Genomic DNA, 15,010 nt, shown 5'->3' on the forward strand with positions numbered 1-15,010 from the left:
TGAATTATTTCTCCGACGGGCAGCTATGTGCAGGCATCGGTTCGAGGCCGAGCTTCCTGAACAGGCGCTCGTCCTTGTCCGCTTCCGGGTTCTTCGTGGTGAGCAGCTTCTCGCCGATGAAGATCGAATTGGCGCCGGCGAGGAAGCAAAGTGCCTGCGCTTCTTCGGTCATGTTCTCGCGGCCCGCCGCAAGACGCACGACCGATTTCGGCATGATGATGCGCGCCACCGCAATGGTGCGCACGAAGTCGATCGGGTCGATGGTTTCGGATTTTCCGAGCATCGTGCCTTCGATCTGCATCAGCGTATTGATCGGCACGCTCTGCGGGTGTTCGGGCAGGTTCGCCAGCGCCGTCAGCATGCCGACCCGGTCATCCTTGCCTTCGCCCATGCCGACGATGCCTCCGGAGCAGACATTGATGCCGGCATCGCGCACGCGCTCCAGCGTTTCGAGGCGATCAGCAAAGGTCCGTGTCGTGACGATCTCTTTGTAATATTCTTCCGAGGTGTCGATATTGTGGTTGTAGTAGTCGAGGCCGGCATCCTTGAGGCGCATCGTCTGTTCAACTGAGAGCATGCCGAGCGTCATGCAGGTTTCCATGCCCATGGCCTTCACGCCTTCGACCATGGCGACGATGGAATCCATGTCGCGGTCCTTCGGCGAACGCCAGGCGGCGCCCATGCAATAGCGCGAGGCGCCGGCGTCCTTCGCCTTCTTCGCCTCATTGAGCACGCGCTGCACTTCCATCAGCTTCGTCGCCTTGAGGCCCGTGTCGAACTTCGAGCTTTGGGCGCAATAGCCGCAATCTTCCGGGCAGCCGCCCGTCTTGATCGAAAGCAGCGTCGACTTCTGTACCTGGTTCGGGTTGAACCAGCGGCGATGGACGATCTGCGCCTCGAAGAGAAGATCGTTGAAGGGAAGGTCGTAAAGCGCCTGCACTTCCTCGCGCGTCCAGTCGTGACGGAGCTTGTCCGGATCGGTCCGGGCGGCAACCGCCGGCTGGGCTTCGTCGATGCGTGTCTGGAGGGTCATGGGAGGCACTTTCCCTTGTGGAAACATAACTGTCGGAGCGCAGCATAGGCAGCTTTCCCTGCATTGCAAGACGCAGGAGAAGGGACCAGATATGGGGGCGAGCCCATAGAAAAACCGCTTACACTTTTGCGGATCGCGAACTAGGGTCGGGTCCGAAAGTCCAATGACATCCGAAAGTTAATGCCATGCGTGCCATCCGCTGCGTCAACTATGGTGAGCCCAGCGCTCTTGCCGTCGAGGACCTGCCTGAGCCGGTTCCCGGCCCCGGCGAGGTGTTGGTCGCGGTCGAAGCCGCGGGGCTCGGTTATGTAGACGCGCTTTTCGTGCGCGGCACCTATCAGGTGAAGCTGCCGCTTCCCTTCGTGCCGGGCAGCGAGGTTGCAGGCACCATCGAAGCGGTGGGCGAGGGGCTTCCGGGCGAACTCATCGGCAACCGCGTCATGGCGCTGTCGAGCCGTGGCGCGCTTGCGGAAAAACTGGCCCTTCCGGCTTTTCTCTGCTCGACGATCCCTGATGAGATGAGCGCGGAAGCGGCGGCGGGTTTCCTTGTCTCCTATTGCACGGCGCTTTACGGCCTCGAGACCTGTGGCAAGCTGCAACCGGGCGAGACGGTTCTGGTGCTGGGCGCTGCGGGCGGCGTTGGCATGGCGGCGATCGACGTCGCCAAGGCCATGGGCGCGAAGGTCATTGCGGCGGCCTCGTCGCCTGAAAAGCGCGCCGCCGCCAAGGCGCATGGCGCCGATGAAGTACTCGACTATTCCGATCCCGAATGGCGCAAGGCGCTCGATGCACTGACGGAAAAGCGCGGCGTCAATGTCGTCTACGATCCGGTCGGTGGCGCCTATTCCGAAACGGCCTTCCGCTGCCTCGCGCCGGGCGGCCGTCATCTCGTCGTCGGCTTCGCTAATGGCGAGATTCCGAAACTGCCGCTCAATCTGGCGCTGTTGAAGCGCGCCTCTCTCGTCGGCGTTGATTGGGGCGGTGAGATCCGCGCGAACCCGAAGGCGAACATTCCGCTGATGAAGAAGCTGACCGAATGGGTGGTCGAGAGGAAAATCCATCCCGAACCCACCGCGACATTCCCGCTCGAAGAGGCGGGCACGGTGCTGCAGGGCCTGCTCGAACGCCGCAGCATCGGCAAGCCCGTCATCCGGGTGAATGCGTGATGTCCTCGCTCGACGCATTCGCAGCCGCCAAGCTCGCCGAGATGGAAGCGCGCAATCTCAGACGCTGGCTCGTCGAGACGGATCGCCGCGAAGAGGTACGCGCGACGAGGAACGGGCGCGAGCTCATCTCGTTCTGCTGCAACGATTATCTCAATCTGTCGCAGAATGCGCGCGTCAAGAAGGCGGCGATCAATGCGATCGAAACATATGGTACAGGCTCCGGAGCCTCGCGTCTCGTCACCGGCAATCATCCGCTCTTCGGCATTCTCGAAGCGCGGCTCGCGAAGCTGAAGCAGGCAGAGGACTGCGTAATCTTCGGCTCAGGCTATCTTGCCAATCTCGGCATCGTGCCGGCGCTGGTCGGCCCCGGCGACCTCATCCTTGTCGACGAGCTGTCGCATTCCTGCCTCCTGATGGGCACGAAGCTCTCGGGGGCAGAGGCGCATATTTTCCGCCATAACGATCTCGGTCATCTGACGGATCTGCTCGCGGCGCATCGCGGCCACGCCCGTCATTGTCTGATCCTGACCGACGGCGTCTTCAGCATGGATGGTGATCTCGCCCCTGTGCATGAAATGGCAGTGCTTGCAAAGGCGCATGACGCCTGGCTGATGACCGATGACGCGCATGGCATCGGCGTTGTCGGCGAGGGGCGAGGATCGAGTTTTGTCGGCGGCGTAAAGGCTGATGTTCCCTTGCAGATGGGCACACTGTCCAAGGCCATCGGTTCCTATGGCGGCTATCTCTGCGCGTCGAAGCCGGTCGTCGATCTCATCCGCACGCGTGCGCGTACGCTCATCTATTCGACGGGTCTTCCGCCCGCTTCCGTCGCCGCCGCCATCGCGGCGCTCGACGTGATCGAGGAGAACCCGGATTATGCCGCGCTGCCGGTGAAGAAAGCCGCGCTCTTTACACGAGCGCTCAATCTCCCCGCGCCGGAAAGTCCCATCGTGCCGCTCGTCATCGGCGAAGCCGAGGCGACGATGAAGGCGTCGGCGCTGCTCGAAGCGGAAGGCTATCTCGTCACTGGCATCCGTCCGCCAACGGTGCCTGCGGGCACCGCGCGCCTGCGCTTCACTTTTACGGCGGAACACAAGGACGAGGATATCCTGCGTCTTGCAGGCCTTGTCCGCGATCGCATTCTGCCGAAACGAGCCGCCGAGTAACATGAGCACGATCTTCGTCACATCTTCCGGTACCGATATCGGCAAGACCTATGTCTCTGCCCTGCTTGTCCGCCAGCTTCTGGCGAAGGGCCTTGCGGTGCGGGCGCTGAAGCCGATCGTCAGCGGTCTCGACGAAGAGAGTTTCGCGGCGAGCGATCCGGCGGCGCTGCTCGCCGCGCTGGGTGAACTCGTCGAGTTCGACAATGCAGATATTGTTTCGCGTTGGAGGTTCCGCGCGGCGCTTTCGCCTGACATGGCGGCGCGGCGCGAAGGCGCGGAGATCGATTTTGGCGAGCTCGTGCATCACTGCCTCGCCCGTGCGGCGATCCATGATCCGCTGGTTATCGAGGGTGTGGGTGGTCTCATGGTACCGCTCGACGACAGCCGCACAGTGCTTGACTGGATGATCGCGCTGAAGCCGGCCTCCATCGTGCCGCTCCTCGTCGTCGGTTCCTATCTCGGCTCGATCAGCCACACGCTGACGACGCTCGACGTGATGCGCCGCAACGATCTCGAACCGCGCGCCATCGTGGTGAGCGAGTCGCTTTCCGCGCCCGTGCCGCTGGAAGAGACGGTGGAGACGATCGTCCGCTTCGCCGGTATCGAAACCATCGCGCTGCCGCGAAACGGCGAGCCGGATCTGGCCTCGTTGTTTGAATAGCGGCGTCTCAGCCCTTGGGGCCGAACAGGAACCAGAGAACAAGGCCGAGAACGGGCAGCGCGAGCACGACGACGATCCAGATCGCCTTCCAGATCGGCTCGGCATTGCTCTGCGCGATCTTGATGATCGCGTAAATGTCGAGCACGGCTACGATAAGCCAGCCAAACCCGAAATAACCATGCCCAATCATTTGAAACTCTCCGCCGAGGGTGAATCTGCTTTCAATCTAGTGGTTCCTGCTGCGGAAGGTAAGGCCTAGAGAAGCGCGGGTGTCGTCACGCCCTCATGCGTGAGCAGCCACTTCTTGGTCGGTAGGCCGCCGCCAAAGCCGGTCAACGTGCCGTTCGCGCCAATGACGCGGTGGCAGGGCACGATGATCGGGATCGGATTCTTGCCATTGGCAAGGCCTACGGCGCGCATTGCTTTCGGATTGCCGATCATGCGCGCTATGTCGGCGTAGCTCTTCGTCGCCCCGAAGGGAATTTTGCGAAGCGCCTTCCAGACGCCGAGTTGAAACTCCGTGCCCTTCGGCGCGAGCTTCAGGTCGCTGAAGTCCTTTCGTTTCCCCGCAAAATATTCGTTGAGTGCTTTCACCGCTGCGTCGAGATGCGCCTGCGCCGCGTCGCATCCGCGCATATCGGCGAATTCGCGCTTCTTCTTTTCTTCGGGAAAGACGACCGCGACGAGGCCGTCTTCACTGGCTGCCAGCCGGAGAATCCCGATGGGCGTCTTGAGGCTCGTCACCGCGAGTTCGCTTTCGGTCCTTTGTTTCATCTTTCCCTCCTCAATCGGCGGCCAATGCCTGCGTTTCGATAACGGGCACCATCCATAACAGCAGCGCGGCATAGCCGCGCCATGGTCGCCAGCCTTCCGCCATATCCATGAGCGCGCGCGTCGAGATATTTCCCGCCGCCTTGCGAAGCCCGAGATCGGAAGCGGGGAAGGCGTCCGGCTCACCGATGGCGCGCAGCGCTATGTAGTGCGCCGTCCATTCGCCGATACCGGGCACTGCGCAAAGCTCGGCGATCTTTTCGTCGAGCGTCTGCGCCGGATCGAAACTCACATCGCCCCGCGCAACGGCCTTTGCAAATGCCTTGAGCGTGGCGATGCGTCCGCCCGTGAGGCCGAGGCCTGAAAGATCGGCGCGGGCCAACGCTTCCGGTGTTGGGAAATAATGGGTGAGCTTGCCGTCTCCGCGCGAGAGCGGCTCGCCGGTGCGGGCGACCACCCGGCCGGTGAGCGTCGTCGCGCCCTTCACTGAAACCTGTTGGCCGAGTATCGCGCGTACGCCAAGCTCGAAACCATCGAAAGCGCCCGGTACGCGCATGCCCACAGCTTGCGCGAGGCGCGGGCCGAGCAAAGCGTCATCGCGCAAGCATGCGGCAATCGCCAGCGGATCCGCATCAAGATCGAAGATACGTCTGATGCGCGTTGCGATCTGCCGGACGGGAAGGCGGCCTTCGCCCATGATATGGATGTCGAGTGCATTGGGCTTTGCCGATGGCACAGCGGTGACCACGCCGGAAGCGTCGGCGAGACGAAAGCTGCGGCGATATTCCGTCGCGCCGATTTCCTCGATGCCGGGAATGGCGCGGATCGAGAGATAGGAGAGAAGCCGCTCCCAATCGAAAGGCGGGCGATAGCCGAGACGCAGCGTGATCGCGCTTCCCGGCCGGGACGCGAGCTCCGCGGATTTGTCGCGCCGGAGCGCCGTCGGCGCGACTCCATAACTTGCCCGCACAGCGTCGTTGAAGCGGCGAAGGCTCTGATATCCGGCAGCGAAAGCGATGTCGGCGAAGCTCATATTCGTTTCGGTGATGAGTTGCTTCGCCGTCAGCAGCCGGCGGTTTGCTGCGAAGGTTTGCGGCGTCGCGCCGACATGAGCGAGGAAGAGACGCCGAAGCTGTCGTGCGCCAAGGCCGACGCGGGCAGCGAGCGCCTCAATGCCATCCTCGTCCAGTGCGCTATCTTCTATGAGCCTGAGTGCGCGGGCAACGGAGGCTTGTGTGCCTGCCCAGGCGGGTGTTCCCGGGGCCGTTTCCGGACGGCAGCGCAAGCACGAGCGGAAGCCCAAAGCCTCGGCGGCGGCCGCGCTCGCGACGAAGCGGCAATTCTCCCGCTTCGGTGTCCGCGCCGGGCAGATCGGACGGCAATAGATTCCCGTCGAGGTGACGCAGGTGAAGAAGCGCCCGTCGAAGCGGGCGTCCTTCGCGCTGATCACGCGGTAGTAGAAATCCGGATCGAGGGTTTCAATGGTCATGGTGGAAGTCTACTCCCGCCGCGCCGGCCCCACTCGCCAAAAACGGACATGTCCGTCGCGGGGCCTACGGCACCTTCCTGACAGAAATGTTTGCCTATTCAACGGGTTGTCAAAGCGCACCCCGCTGTTACGCTTGGCCCGGGCCGGGAGGAGACGGAGCAATCCGCGAAAAAGGCCGCGATCTGGGAGGATCCGCATGACTGACGAGGCAAGCGCCGCCATAGTTGCGCCCGCGCGAGGCGTTTCAAAAAGCGCATCACTGACATCCGTGGCGTTTTCGCCCGCCTACCGCAATTACGCGCTGGGTCTTTTGATGATGGCCTACACCGCGAATTACGTCGACCGCCAGATCCTTTCGATCCTCCTGCAGCCGATCAAGATGGAGTTAGGGCTTAGCGACACGCAGCTCGGCTTCCTCTCCGGCATCACCTTTGCGCTCTTTTATGCGACGCTCGGTATTCCGATCGCCGTCTGGGCCGATCGCGGCAATCGGCGCAATATCATCGCGCTGGCGCTGACGATCTTTTCCGGCATGACGGTGGTTTGCGGATCGGTCACGAGCTTCGCGCAGCTCGCGCTGGCCCGCATCGGTGTTGGCGTTGGCGAGGCCGGTTCGAGCCCGCCCGCCCATTCGATGATCTCGGACATGTTCCCGCCGGAGAAGCGCGCGAGCGCCATGGGCGTCTACTCGCTCGGCATCAATATCGGCATTCTCATAGGCTTTCTGGTCGGCGGCTGGGTAAGCCAGTGGTATGGCTGGCGTGCGGCGTTTTATGTCGTCGGCGTACCGGGGCTCATCATTGCGCTTCTCGTTCGCTTTACCCTGAAGGAGCCGGTGCGCGGCCATGCCGACGGCCTGACTTTGCAAGGTGAGGGGGCGGCGCCGCGCATCGCCGAGGTCTTCCGTCTTCTCTGGTCGCAGCGCTCCTTCCGCCACATCGCCTTTGGCTCCGCGCTCGCGGCCATGGGAGGCTATGCGGGCGTAACCTGGCTACCTGCTTTTCTTTCGCGCTCCTTCGCTATGACGCCGGGTGAAATCGGCACGGCGCTCGCCCTCATCATTGGCATCTCTGGCGGCGCGGGCACATATTTCACCGGCCATTTTGCAGACCGGCTGGCCAAGCGCGACATCCGCTGGAACGTCTGGGTCGTCGCCATCGTCGTCGGTATTTGCTTTCCCTTCTCCATCGCGCTCTATCTGTCTGCGGGCAAGGTGGCCGCGCTCACGATCTTCGTCATTCCGGCCTTCGGGGGAGCGGCCTATATCGCGCCGTCGCTGGCCATGACGCAGGCGCTCGTCACCGTCCGCATGAGGGCAGCGGCCTCGGCCGTCCTTTTTCTTGTACTCAACCTGATTGGCATGGGGCTCGGGCCGCAGCTCGCCGGGCTTCTGAGCGACCTCTACCATCCCACCTATGGCCAGGAGTCGCTGCGCTATGCGCTGCTCACCATTTCCGTCGTCTGGGTCTGGGCTGCGGTGCATTATCTGCTCGCCGCGCGGACGCTAAAGGACGACATAGAGCGCGCGCGGCTTCACGGGCTGGGCTAGGCACCGTCGTTTTGCCGCAGGACGCGGCATTGCCTCCGGCGGCACCTGTGCCTATGTCAGACCATGTTGCATGTGCCTGATCGGAGAAGCCGGATGGATGAGCACGAAGACCGCGCGCTGCGCCGGGCCCTGCCGCCGGTGCTGACCGACGAGCGGGAGATAGAAGCCGTCGTCCGCACTTTTTATGGACGGATACGCGACGACGCGCTCCTCGGCCCCATCTTCGAGCGCGCCATCGGTGCGGACTGGGAGCCACATCTTCATAAGATGTTCGACTTCTGGTCCTCGGTCATGCTCACCTCCGGCCGCTACAAGGGCCAGCCGATGCTGGTCCATATGCGCCTGAAGACGGTGCGGCCGGAGCATTTCGACCAGTGGCTTGCCCTCTTCCGCGCGACCGTGGACGAGATTTGCCCGGGCGCCACAGCCGACGCCTTCATGGTGCGGGCCATGCGGATTGCCGACAGCCTGCGCATGGGCATGTTCTTCGATCCCGCCGCTGCCGATCCGGGTCGTCGCCGTGCGTAGGTGAAGGAAGCGTCCTCTCCGAACATGCCGATGCACAAAACAAAAACCCCGGAGCCGAAGCCCCGGGGTTCCCGCTGCTGATGATCTGCGAGGATCGATCAGAAAGCGAACTGCGTGCGCAGCGCAACGATGTCGACGTTGCCGTCCTTCGAGACGGTGCCCGAGGAGTTCGGCGTCTCTTCGCCATGCATGTAGTTCAGCATGAAACGGAAGGTGCTGTTCGGGTACCAGTTGAGGCCAACCGTCGTCAGCTTCTCATGACCGCCCAAGATGGCGCCATCATTGAGATCGGCGTCGCTGTAGCGAGCCGCGATTTCCCACGCGCCGAAGCCGCCGGCACCGATCGGGTGCGAGGGCTTCACGCCGCCGAAGGCCGCGTCGCCGATCTTGTACTTGTAGGCTTCGCCCGTGATGATCCACGAAGCCTGCAGATACCAGGCGTCCATGCTCAGGTCGGACAGGCTGTTCTTGCGAGAGAAGTCATACTTGTAGTACTCGCCCTGGGCGCGGAACGGACCGTAGGCAACGGCGGCTTCGGGACCGTAGAAGGTTGCGCTGTCGACGTTCGCGATGCTGCCCGTGTTGATGTACTTGATGTCGTCGACACGGATGCCGGGACGATCGCCGAGGCTCGGGTCGCTGGAGAAGTGGCTGGAATAGGCGACGTCGCCACCGATGTGAACGACCGAATTCGCGTCCGGGTTGAAGGCGAACACAGCGCGTCCGAGCCAGTTGTCGCTTTCGCTATGCGTCGTCGCGTCCTGACCGGGACGATCCTTCGTGTAATAGGCCATCGCAAAGATGTTGTCCGTATGACCCTTGACACCGAAAGCGGTGCGGCCGTCATCCGAAGCCTGGCCAACCATCATGCTCACGGCGGCCGCGCGCTCGATGAGCGTGATGTCGTTCGAGCTGGTCGCATAGTCGAGCGTGAAGGGCAAGCAGATCGCGCCGGCCTGGATGCTCACATCCTTGATACCATTGTAGGAGATGTAGCCTTCTTTGATGTCGGCCGGCGCGTTCTTGCCGTCCTTGCCGCTGCCGCCGAACTGAACGGCGAAAGCGTAGCCCCAGTCCTTGTAGGCCGTGCCCGACACGCCGATTTCGGCGCGGCGGAAGTTGGCGCCGTCATTGTACTTCTTCAGGCCGTCGTCGGTGCTCGCCGTCGCGACGTCGAAATGCGCACGACCGTTGAAGGACAGCGTGAAGTTGCCGTCGTTCGAGGCGATCGTGGGATGGCCGCCCTTCATGGTCACGAAAGCATCGCTGGCAGGAGCCGTCTTGACGGTCTTGAGCTGCGCCTGGGTCGAAACCTGCAGATCGTCGAGCTTCTGCTGCAGATCTTCCATCTGCTGCTTCAGCGTGTTGATCTCGTTTTGCGTCACCGCCGCCGAGCCAGCGAAAGCCGGACCGGTGAGCAGAGCTGCGGCACCGAGCGCGGTGCCTGCAAGCAGAATTTTTCTCAACGTCATTCGACGTCTCCGTGTTGTGAGTGAGCTTCTGTGCAGGATTGCGAGCCGCGAGCCGTGCCCACGAACGCCCCCTGCGGACGGGAGTAGCAGGGGGTTGTGACGGTTGGGTTCAAGTTATGTGACAGGGTGATGACGTGGCTCGACTGTGGCCCATCTGCATCGGATATGGGCAAGTCAGGGCCGGCTCGGGCCGTATTCCTGCTATCATCTGTCTATAATGAAGATGTCCGGATGGGGTGGGGTGACGGCCAGGTCGGCGCTGGAGCGCGCAGGCGATCCGGGCAGTCTTTCAATAGGCGTTACGGCCGACGAGGCCATAAAGTGGAGTGAGACTCAGAATTTTTACGTCGAACCAGATTGACCAGTGTTCGAGGTAGAAAAGATCGTATTCGAGTCGCATCCGCAAATCCTGCTCGGACGAGATCTCGCCCCGCGAGCCGTTGATCTGCGCCCAGCCCGTCATCCCGGGCTTGACCTTGTAGCGGCCGACGAAGGCGGGGAGGCGGGTCTTGTAGTCCTCGTCATGGGCGATTGCATGTGGCCTCGGGCCGACGAGCGACATCTCTCCGCGAAGGACATTCAACAGTTGAGGTACTTCGTCGAGGCTGGTCATGCGCAGGAATTTGCCTACACGGGTCACGCGCGGGTCGCGCCTGCGTGCCGGGACGATGGACTCTCCGGTCTCCACGACATTCATCGTGCGAAGTTTCCAGATATGGATCCTCTGACCGTTATAGCCAAAGCGCTCCTGCCGGAAGAAGACCGGGCCCTTGCTGTCGAGCTTGATGGCGATGGCGGCAATCGCCATGGGAACTGAGAAAAGGATGAGCGCCAGCGAGCCGACAATGACGTCCTCTGTGCGTTTGATGATCAGGTCCCAGGCGCGGAGCGGCGGGTCGAAGACTTCGATCAGCGTAATGCCCTGATGCTTGACGAAGCCCTTGGCATGTTGGGCGAGATAGGAAAATGGGGGGCAAAAGCGGACGGCAACCGGCAGGGCGCCGAATCTTTCCAGCAATCCGCTGACCCTCTCCTCCTCGACGTTCGATAGCGACAATATGATTTCGTCGACCGGCTGTGATTGGCAGAGGTCAATGAGGTCCTCCGCACCCCCCGCAAGCGCGCATGGGATGTCCTCGGGAGGGAGGTCATCGAAGACGCCAAGGACAGTATATTTACTGGGCGCAAGGGAAAGGCGCTTCAGCAGTTCCCCTGTTCTTGTGCCGCCGCCATAAATGACGATCTGCCGGGACAGCATTCCACTCGAATCTATCCGGTTGAGCGCCCCGGCGGCGAGAGAATGAAGAAAGAGCAGGCCCAGGCCGCAACTTGCTGTCCAGGTGATGAACCAGATGCGCGAGAAGTTGTCGGACACCTTGAGGAGAAAGCCCAGGGCGAGCGTCAGGGTGACGGCCGTGATGAAGCCCTGAAGCACCTGCCGAATGCGGCCCGTCGGCTCCATGATCTCGTCGAGTTCGTAAAGGCGCCGCGCCCGAAAGATAATAATGGTCATAAATGCCATAACCAGCGCCACAGCGAGGTGGCGGGTGTCGAGCGGCGCACTCCTGGCGAGGTAAAGACTGAGAACAATCTTGGTCGCGAGAGCCGAGAAGATGATCCAGAATCCGTCGAGGAGCATCAGGCCATCGGAGAGCAAAGTCGGGCTCGCGACTCTCCCTTTTCGGACACGCCGACCACGCAACAGACGCCCATCGCTGTTCAACATGAGTACGCTCCCCGTACGCCACGACAACCAACACTGCGAACGTATCATTCTGGAACAGGTCGAACCTGCCTTTCAGTTACGCTCCACCCCTTCGTCGCCAATGGCAACGCAAGACCCTTCGGTTTTGGAATGATTGCGGTGTTGCCAGGCCTCCAACCTTTGTTGCGAGGCGAAGGCATCAGCTTTGGGGGGACGGTTGCCTGAGGGCCTGTGCGGCTTGTACGGCGATCGATCTCATTCGGTCGGCGTTCGATTTCAGGTTCTTGATCTGAGCGGCGGCGTCGATTTCCTGCAGCGCCGCCCTGAGATGCCCGCGGGCCTGTTCAACCTTTCCTTGCGCCACTGCGAACTGAATTCCGCTGATCGCATGCGCGGCGCGTTCGAGATGCAGTTGTCCGTTAAAGGCCTGAACCAGGCTCGCGAGTTCCCGGCCGAACAGGCACTCTTGATCGAGAAGATGAAGATTGCTTGGCCGGTCGTATGCGGACCAATCCGGATTCAGGTCTTCCCATCGAACATCGTCGCGCCGCTCTGCGAGCAGGCGGTTCGACTTGTTGAAGCGATCCTGGATCTTTCGCGCCAGAGGCAGGCCGATGGATAGCTTGTTTCCTTTGGGCAGAGCGGAAAAAGGAATGTCCCTGTTCTGGTTGACGACGTTGTCCTCGTTGAATTGCGGAATTTGCAGGGCGTTGTTGAGGGCGATCTTTTCCACGCTCAGCGCCGTGTTGAGATTTGGAACACCCACCGTATTTGTCCGGTCGATGCCAAATCGCTCGATCAACATCTCCACGAGGGATGGTGCGTGCCTGTAGGAAAAGAGCCTCACGTTTGATCTTCCGAATGCCTCCTCCCACCGATCCACGAGCTGATTGTAATCGAGATGCGCCTCCAGACTCGATTCGTTGTTGAACCAGTCGACGTCGACTTTCGATCCCAGCAACGATGCCGTCGATGCACTGGAAACGGCGTAATCGACCTGCGGACGCAGATAAATGATGACCTCAACGGATGTGAAATAATCCGCGAGAAACCGTGCAACCCGTGCGACCATTTCGTCGTTTGGAAGACGCAGTTGGAGATGCTCGCTGGAGATCACGGCCGTCCTCAGCCTGGCGCTGGAGGCCGAGGCGTATTCGCGCGCAAAGGCCTCTGATACTTTGCTGACGAAGGCTTCGTGCTTTTCGGGATCGGTGAGTCCGAGCCGATAAAAGCCGTCATCGGGTTTGTCCGGGTCCATCGCCAATATCGCGAGCCATTGATGGTTGACGCCGCCGACCTCGGGGTACCAGAGGCCGGTGTTATTCAGCGTCGGTCTGTTTTTCGAGAGCCATTGCTGCGCGGTCGTTGTTCCGGTCTTTGCGGTTCCGATATGCAGAAGAAGTTTCATTACGGGCAGCGCTCCCTCTTGTTGTCGGGCGCTACGTCGAAAGGGTGCATCCGACGCAGCTCTTCGCAGATATGGCGCGGCCGGGGGCCTTCGACCGTTGGATCTGCCCGCTAACCTTAAGCCGCCGCCGGGAGCTGGACACTGTTTTTGGGTCTATTTTTGGAAGGACCGGAGCCGGCGAAGGGCGGGATAGAGCCGGGAGTCGATCCGCTTCCCGCGGCCTCCATCTCCGCGCTGTCGGGGGCGCTGACGCATCATCACAGGACAAGCCTGTCCGACCGGGTCACCGATCCGGCGAGATGACAGGAGCTTTGAGGGATTTGGTGCACCCGACAAGATTCGAACTTGTGACCTCTGCCTTCGGAGGGCAGCGCTCTATCCAGCTGAGCTACGGGTGCCCGGGCGAGGCTGACCCCGCGCGATTGGGCGCAAACTAAAGGAAAGCGGCGGGCATGACAATCAGCCAATCCGGACGAAGCCGGCCTCATGGGCCCGCTTGGACCGTCCGGCGAATTGATCTATACCCGACGCTGCGTGTGAACGGCCGCCGGGGGGCTGCCGGAGCGGGTCTGGGGCTTTGATGTCGGCGCATTTGCGGCTTTCTCCTTTCGATATTTTTCTCGATCCGCTTCTCGACCTCCAGGATTCGAGGCTGCGCGAGCTGCTGGCCTATTGGAACGGCAAGCGCGCCGGGCGCGCCATGCCGTCCCGGGCTGATGTGAGTCCGGCCGAGATCGTCAGCCATCTTCCCTCGGTCTTCCTGATCGGGGCGGAGCTGCCTGCGGTAAACCCGGCCCATTTTCATGTGCGGCTGATGGGGACGGCGCTGAACGAGCTTTTTGCCGCCGATTTCACGGGGCGGACGCTTGAGCAGGGGCTCTCCGAAAAGGCCTCGTCGGCGCTGGCCAAGGTGCTGGGCGTCGTCTGCGAGTTGCGCCGCCCGCTTCGGCTTCATGGTCAGGCTGTTTTCGATGAGGAGCGCGGGCCGACCGAGATCGAGGCCGTCTTCATGCCGCTGACGCTTGGCGGCACGCGGGTTGAAATGGCGATGGGCGAATTGGTGAAGCGCGCCTCGGCTTGAGCTGCGCGTTTCCGCTCAGGCGCTTTTGGCGCGTTGCGTTCCCGTCAGTTGCAGGAACACATCCTCGAGGTCGGACTCTTCGGTCGAGATGTCGACAATCTCGAAGCCGCTCGCGCGCACGCGGTCGAGAATGTCCATCACGCCCGCTTCGACCGGATTATAGAGGATGGCGAGTGCACCGCTCGGCGTGATCTCGGTCCGGAGGCCTTCGATCGCCGCTCTTTCCGGTGTCACCGGCCAGACGGTTCGGATGATGAGCTTCTTGTCGGTGACGCGGCCGATAAGCGTCTGCGTCGGCTCGCAGGCGACGACTTCGCCCTTGTCGATGATGGCGATGGTGTCGCAGAGCTCCTGCGCTTCCTCGAGATAATGCGTCGTCAGCACGATGGTCGTGCCGTTGGCATGGAGCTGCTTCACGTAGTCCCAAAGCTGCTTGCGGAGCTCGATGTCAACGCCCGCCGTCGGCTCGTCGAGGACCAGCACCGGCGGGTTGTGAACCATCGCCTTGGCGACGAGGAGCCGCCGCCTCATGCCGCCCGACAGCGTGCGCGCATAGGCATCGGCCTTGTCCTCGAGACCCATGGCGCGGAGGATTTCCATGGTTCGCCGCTCGCGCTTCGGCACACCATAAAGGCCCGCCTGAAGCTCCAGCGCCTCGGCGGGCGTGAAGAAGGGATCGATATTGAGTTCCTGCGGCACGACTCCGATGGAGGCCCGTGCCTGGCGCGGATTGGCGTCGATATCGAAGCCCCAGACGGTGGCCGTGCCCGAGGTTTTGACGACGAGGCCCGCGAGAATGTTGATGAGCGTCGATTTGCCGGCGCCATTGGGGCCGAGAAGGCCGAAGATTGAGCCGCGCGGCACGGAGATGTCGATGCCCTTCAGCGCTTCCTTGGCCGGCTGCCCGTTGCTCGCCTTGTAAATCTTGCGCAAGGACCGGACCTCGATCGCACAAGGCGCGGACGTTTCCGGCGAGGGCGC

14 protein-coding genes and 1 tRNA gene are annotated in these 15,010 nt (G+C 62.0%); 6 read left to right on the plus strand and 9 right to left on the minus strand.

All coding sequences use genetic code 11. The annotated features are described in order from the left end of the window. Positions 1 to 4: 4 nt before the first annotated feature. Positions 5 to 1,033: a biotin synthase BioB gene (bioB, locus tag F2P47_RS00570; protein ID WP_152214216.1), complete on the minus strand. Its 1,029-nt coding sequence runs from the start codon at positions 1,031 to 1,033 to the stop codon at positions 5 to 7. A 185-nt stretch (positions 1,034 to 1,218) separates the two neighbouring features. Between bioB and F2P47_RS00575 the strand changes: the two genes are divergently transcribed. From F2P47_RS00575 to bioD, 3 genes are read left to right on the plus strand one after another with little or no spacing between them, the layout of a single operon-like run. Then, positions 1,219 to 2,199 carry an NADPH:quinone oxidoreductase family protein gene (locus F2P47_RS00575; RefSeq protein ID WP_152214217.1) on the plus strand — a complete coding sequence of 327 codons (981 nt, stop codon included), beginning with the start codon at positions 1,219 to 1,221 and terminating at the stop codon, positions 2,197 to 2,199. After that, positions 2,199 to 3,365 carry an 8-amino-7-oxononanoate synthase gene (gene bioF, locus F2P47_RS00580; protein ID WP_152214218.1) on the plus strand — a complete coding sequence of 389 codons (1,167 nt, stop codon included), beginning with the start codon at positions 2,199 to 2,201 and terminating at the stop codon, positions 3,363 to 3,365. Before F2P47_RS00575 ends, bioF begins: the two co-directional genes overlap by 1 nt. Position 3,366: 1 nt before the next feature. Beyond that, positions 3,367 to 4,026 (plus strand): dethiobiotin synthase, encoded by a 660-nt coding sequence (gene bioD / locus F2P47_RS00585; protein WP_152214219.1) that lies wholly within the window; start codon positions 3,367 to 3,369, stop codon positions 4,024 to 4,026. A 7-nt stretch (positions 4,027 to 4,033) separates the two neighbouring features. On the opposite strand, the gene F2P47_RS00590 is transcribed toward bioD, so the two are convergent. The 3 genes from F2P47_RS00590 to F2P47_RS00600 all read right to left on the minus strand — a co-directional run bounded on the left by F2P47_RS00590 (position 4,034) and on the right by F2P47_RS00600 (position 6,286). Beyond that, complete coding sequence (locus tag F2P47_RS00590; RefSeq protein WP_152214220.1) at positions 4,034 to 4,216, minus strand: PLD nuclease N-terminal domain-containing protein; 183 nt, start codon at positions 4,214 to 4,216, stop codon at positions 4,034 to 4,036. Between the two features lie 65 nt (positions 4,217 to 4,281). Further along, positions 4,282 to 4,800 carry a methylated-DNA--[protein]-cysteine S-methyltransferase gene (locus tag F2P47_RS00595; RefSeq protein WP_152214221.1) on the minus strand — a complete coding sequence of 173 codons (519 nt, stop codon included), beginning with the start codon at positions 4,798 to 4,800 and terminating at the stop codon, positions 4,282 to 4,284. Between the two features lie 10 nt (positions 4,801 to 4,810). Next, on the minus strand, positions 4,811 to 6,286 hold the full coding sequence (locus tag F2P47_RS00600; RefSeq protein ID WP_152214222.1) for a DNA-3-methyladenine glycosylase 2: 1,476 nt from the start codon (positions 6,284 to 6,286) through the stop codon (positions 4,811 to 4,813). Positions 6,287 to 6,482: 196 nt separating this feature from the next. Between F2P47_RS00600 and F2P47_RS00605 the strand changes: the two genes are divergently transcribed. Further along, entirely contained in the window at positions 6,483 to 7,835 is a 1,353-nt protein-coding gene (locus F2P47_RS00605) for a spinster family MFS transporter (RefSeq protein ID WP_152214223.1), read from the plus strand. 93 nt (positions 7,836 to 7,928) lie between these two features. Then, the gene (locus F2P47_RS00610; RefSeq protein WP_185680875.1) at positions 7,929 to 8,363 is read left to right on the plus strand and encodes a group III truncated hemoglobin; all 435 of its coding nucleotides are present in this window, start codon (positions 7,929 to 7,931) and stop codon (positions 8,361 to 8,363) included. A gap of 98 nt (positions 8,364 to 8,461) precedes the next feature. On the opposite strand, the gene F2P47_RS00615 is transcribed toward F2P47_RS00610, so the two are convergent. From F2P47_RS00615 to F2P47_RS00630, 4 genes are all read right to left on the minus strand, one after another. Then, positions 8,462 to 9,835 (minus strand): OprO/OprP family phosphate-selective porin, encoded by a 1,374-nt coding sequence (locus F2P47_RS00615; RefSeq protein ID WP_152214225.1) that lies wholly within the window; start codon positions 9,833 to 9,835, stop codon positions 8,462 to 8,464. Between the two features lie 289 nt (positions 9,836 to 10,124). Next, complete coding sequence (locus F2P47_RS00620) at positions 10,125 to 11,474, minus strand: undecaprenyl-phosphate glucose phosphotransferase (RefSeq protein ID WP_185680876.1); 1,350 nt, start codon at positions 11,472 to 11,474, stop codon at positions 10,125 to 10,127. A 265-nt stretch (positions 11,475 to 11,739) separates the two neighbouring features. Continuing rightward, a complete protein-coding gene (locus F2P47_RS00625) occupies positions 11,740 to 12,948 on the minus strand; it encodes a hypothetical protein (protein ID WP_152214227.1) in 1,209 nt (402 codons plus the stop codon). Between the two features lie 321 nt (positions 12,949 to 13,269). Then, positions 13,270 to 13,346: transfer RNA gene (locus F2P47_RS00630), tRNA-Arg, on the minus strand. Between the two features lie 182 nt (positions 13,347 to 13,528). Between F2P47_RS00630 and F2P47_RS00635 the strand changes: the two genes are divergently transcribed. After that, the gene (locus F2P47_RS00635) at positions 13,529 to 14,029 is read left to right on the plus strand and encodes a PAS domain-containing protein (RefSeq protein ID WP_152214228.1); all 501 of its coding nucleotides are present in this window, start codon (positions 13,529 to 13,531) and stop codon (positions 14,027 to 14,029) included. 15 nt (positions 14,030 to 14,044) lie between these two features. On the opposite strand, the gene F2P47_RS00640 is transcribed toward F2P47_RS00635, so the two are convergent. Further along, a complete protein-coding gene (locus tag F2P47_RS00640) occupies positions 14,045 to 14,962 on the minus strand; it encodes an ABC transporter ATP-binding protein (RefSeq protein ID WP_246176665.1) in 918 nt (305 codons plus the stop codon). Positions 14,963 to 15,010 lie beyond the last annotated feature (48 nt).

It is taken from the genome of Parvibaculum sedimenti (assembly GCF_009184905.1).
GTDB classification, from domain to species: Bacteria; Pseudomonadota; Alphaproteobacteria; order Parvibaculales; family Parvibaculaceae; genus Parvibaculum; species Parvibaculum sedimenti.

Excerpts from the sequence above, each read along its gene's own strand:
- bioB (WP_152214216.1), bottom strand. The coding sequence starts at position 1,033 with ATGACCCTCCAGACACGCATCGACGAAGCCCAGCCGGCGGTTGCCGCC.
- F2P47_RS00575 (WP_152214217.1), top strand. The coding sequence starts at position 1,219 with ATGCGTGCCATCCGCTGCGTCAACTATGGTGAGCCCAGCGCTCTTGCC.
- bioF (WP_152214218.1), top strand. The coding sequence starts at position 2,199 with ATGTCCTCGCTCGACGCATTCGCAGCCGCCAAGCTCGCCGAGATGGAA.
- bioD (WP_152214219.1), top strand. The coding sequence starts at position 3,367 with ATGAGCACGATCTTCGTCACATCTTCCGGTACCGATATCGGCAAGACC.
- F2P47_RS00590 (WP_152214220.1), bottom strand. The coding sequence starts at position 4,216 with ATGATTGGGCATGGTTATTTCGGGTTTGGCTGGCTTATCGTAGCCGTG.
- F2P47_RS00595 (WP_152214221.1), bottom strand. The coding sequence starts at position 4,800 with ATGAAACAAAGGACCGAAAGCGAACTCGCGGTGACGAGCCTCAAGACG.
- F2P47_RS00600 (WP_152214222.1), bottom strand. The coding sequence starts at position 6,286 with ATGACCATTGAAACCCTCGATCCGGATTTCTACTACCGCGTGATCAGC.
- F2P47_RS00605 (WP_152214223.1), top strand. The coding sequence starts at position 6,483 with ATGACTGACGAGGCAAGCGCCGCCATAGTTGCGCCCGCGCGAGGCGTT.
- F2P47_RS00610 (WP_185680875.1), top strand. The coding sequence starts at position 7,929 with ATGGATGAGCACGAAGACCGCGCGCTGCGCCGGGCCCTGCCGCCGGTG.
- F2P47_RS00615 (WP_152214225.1), bottom strand. The coding sequence starts at position 9,835 with ATGACGTTGAGAAAAATTCTGCTTGCAGGCACCGCGCTCGGTGCCGCA.
- F2P47_RS00620 (WP_185680876.1), bottom strand. The coding sequence starts at position 11,474 with ATGCTCCTCGACGGATTCTGGATCATCTTCTCGGCTCTCGCGACCAAG.
- F2P47_RS00625 (WP_152214227.1), bottom strand. The coding sequence starts at position 12,948 with ATGAAACTTCTTCTGCATATCGGAACCGCAAAGACCGGAACAACGACC.
- F2P47_RS00635 (WP_152214228.1), top strand. The coding sequence starts at position 13,529 with ATGTCGGCGCATTTGCGGCTTTCTCCTTTCGATATTTTTCTCGATCCG.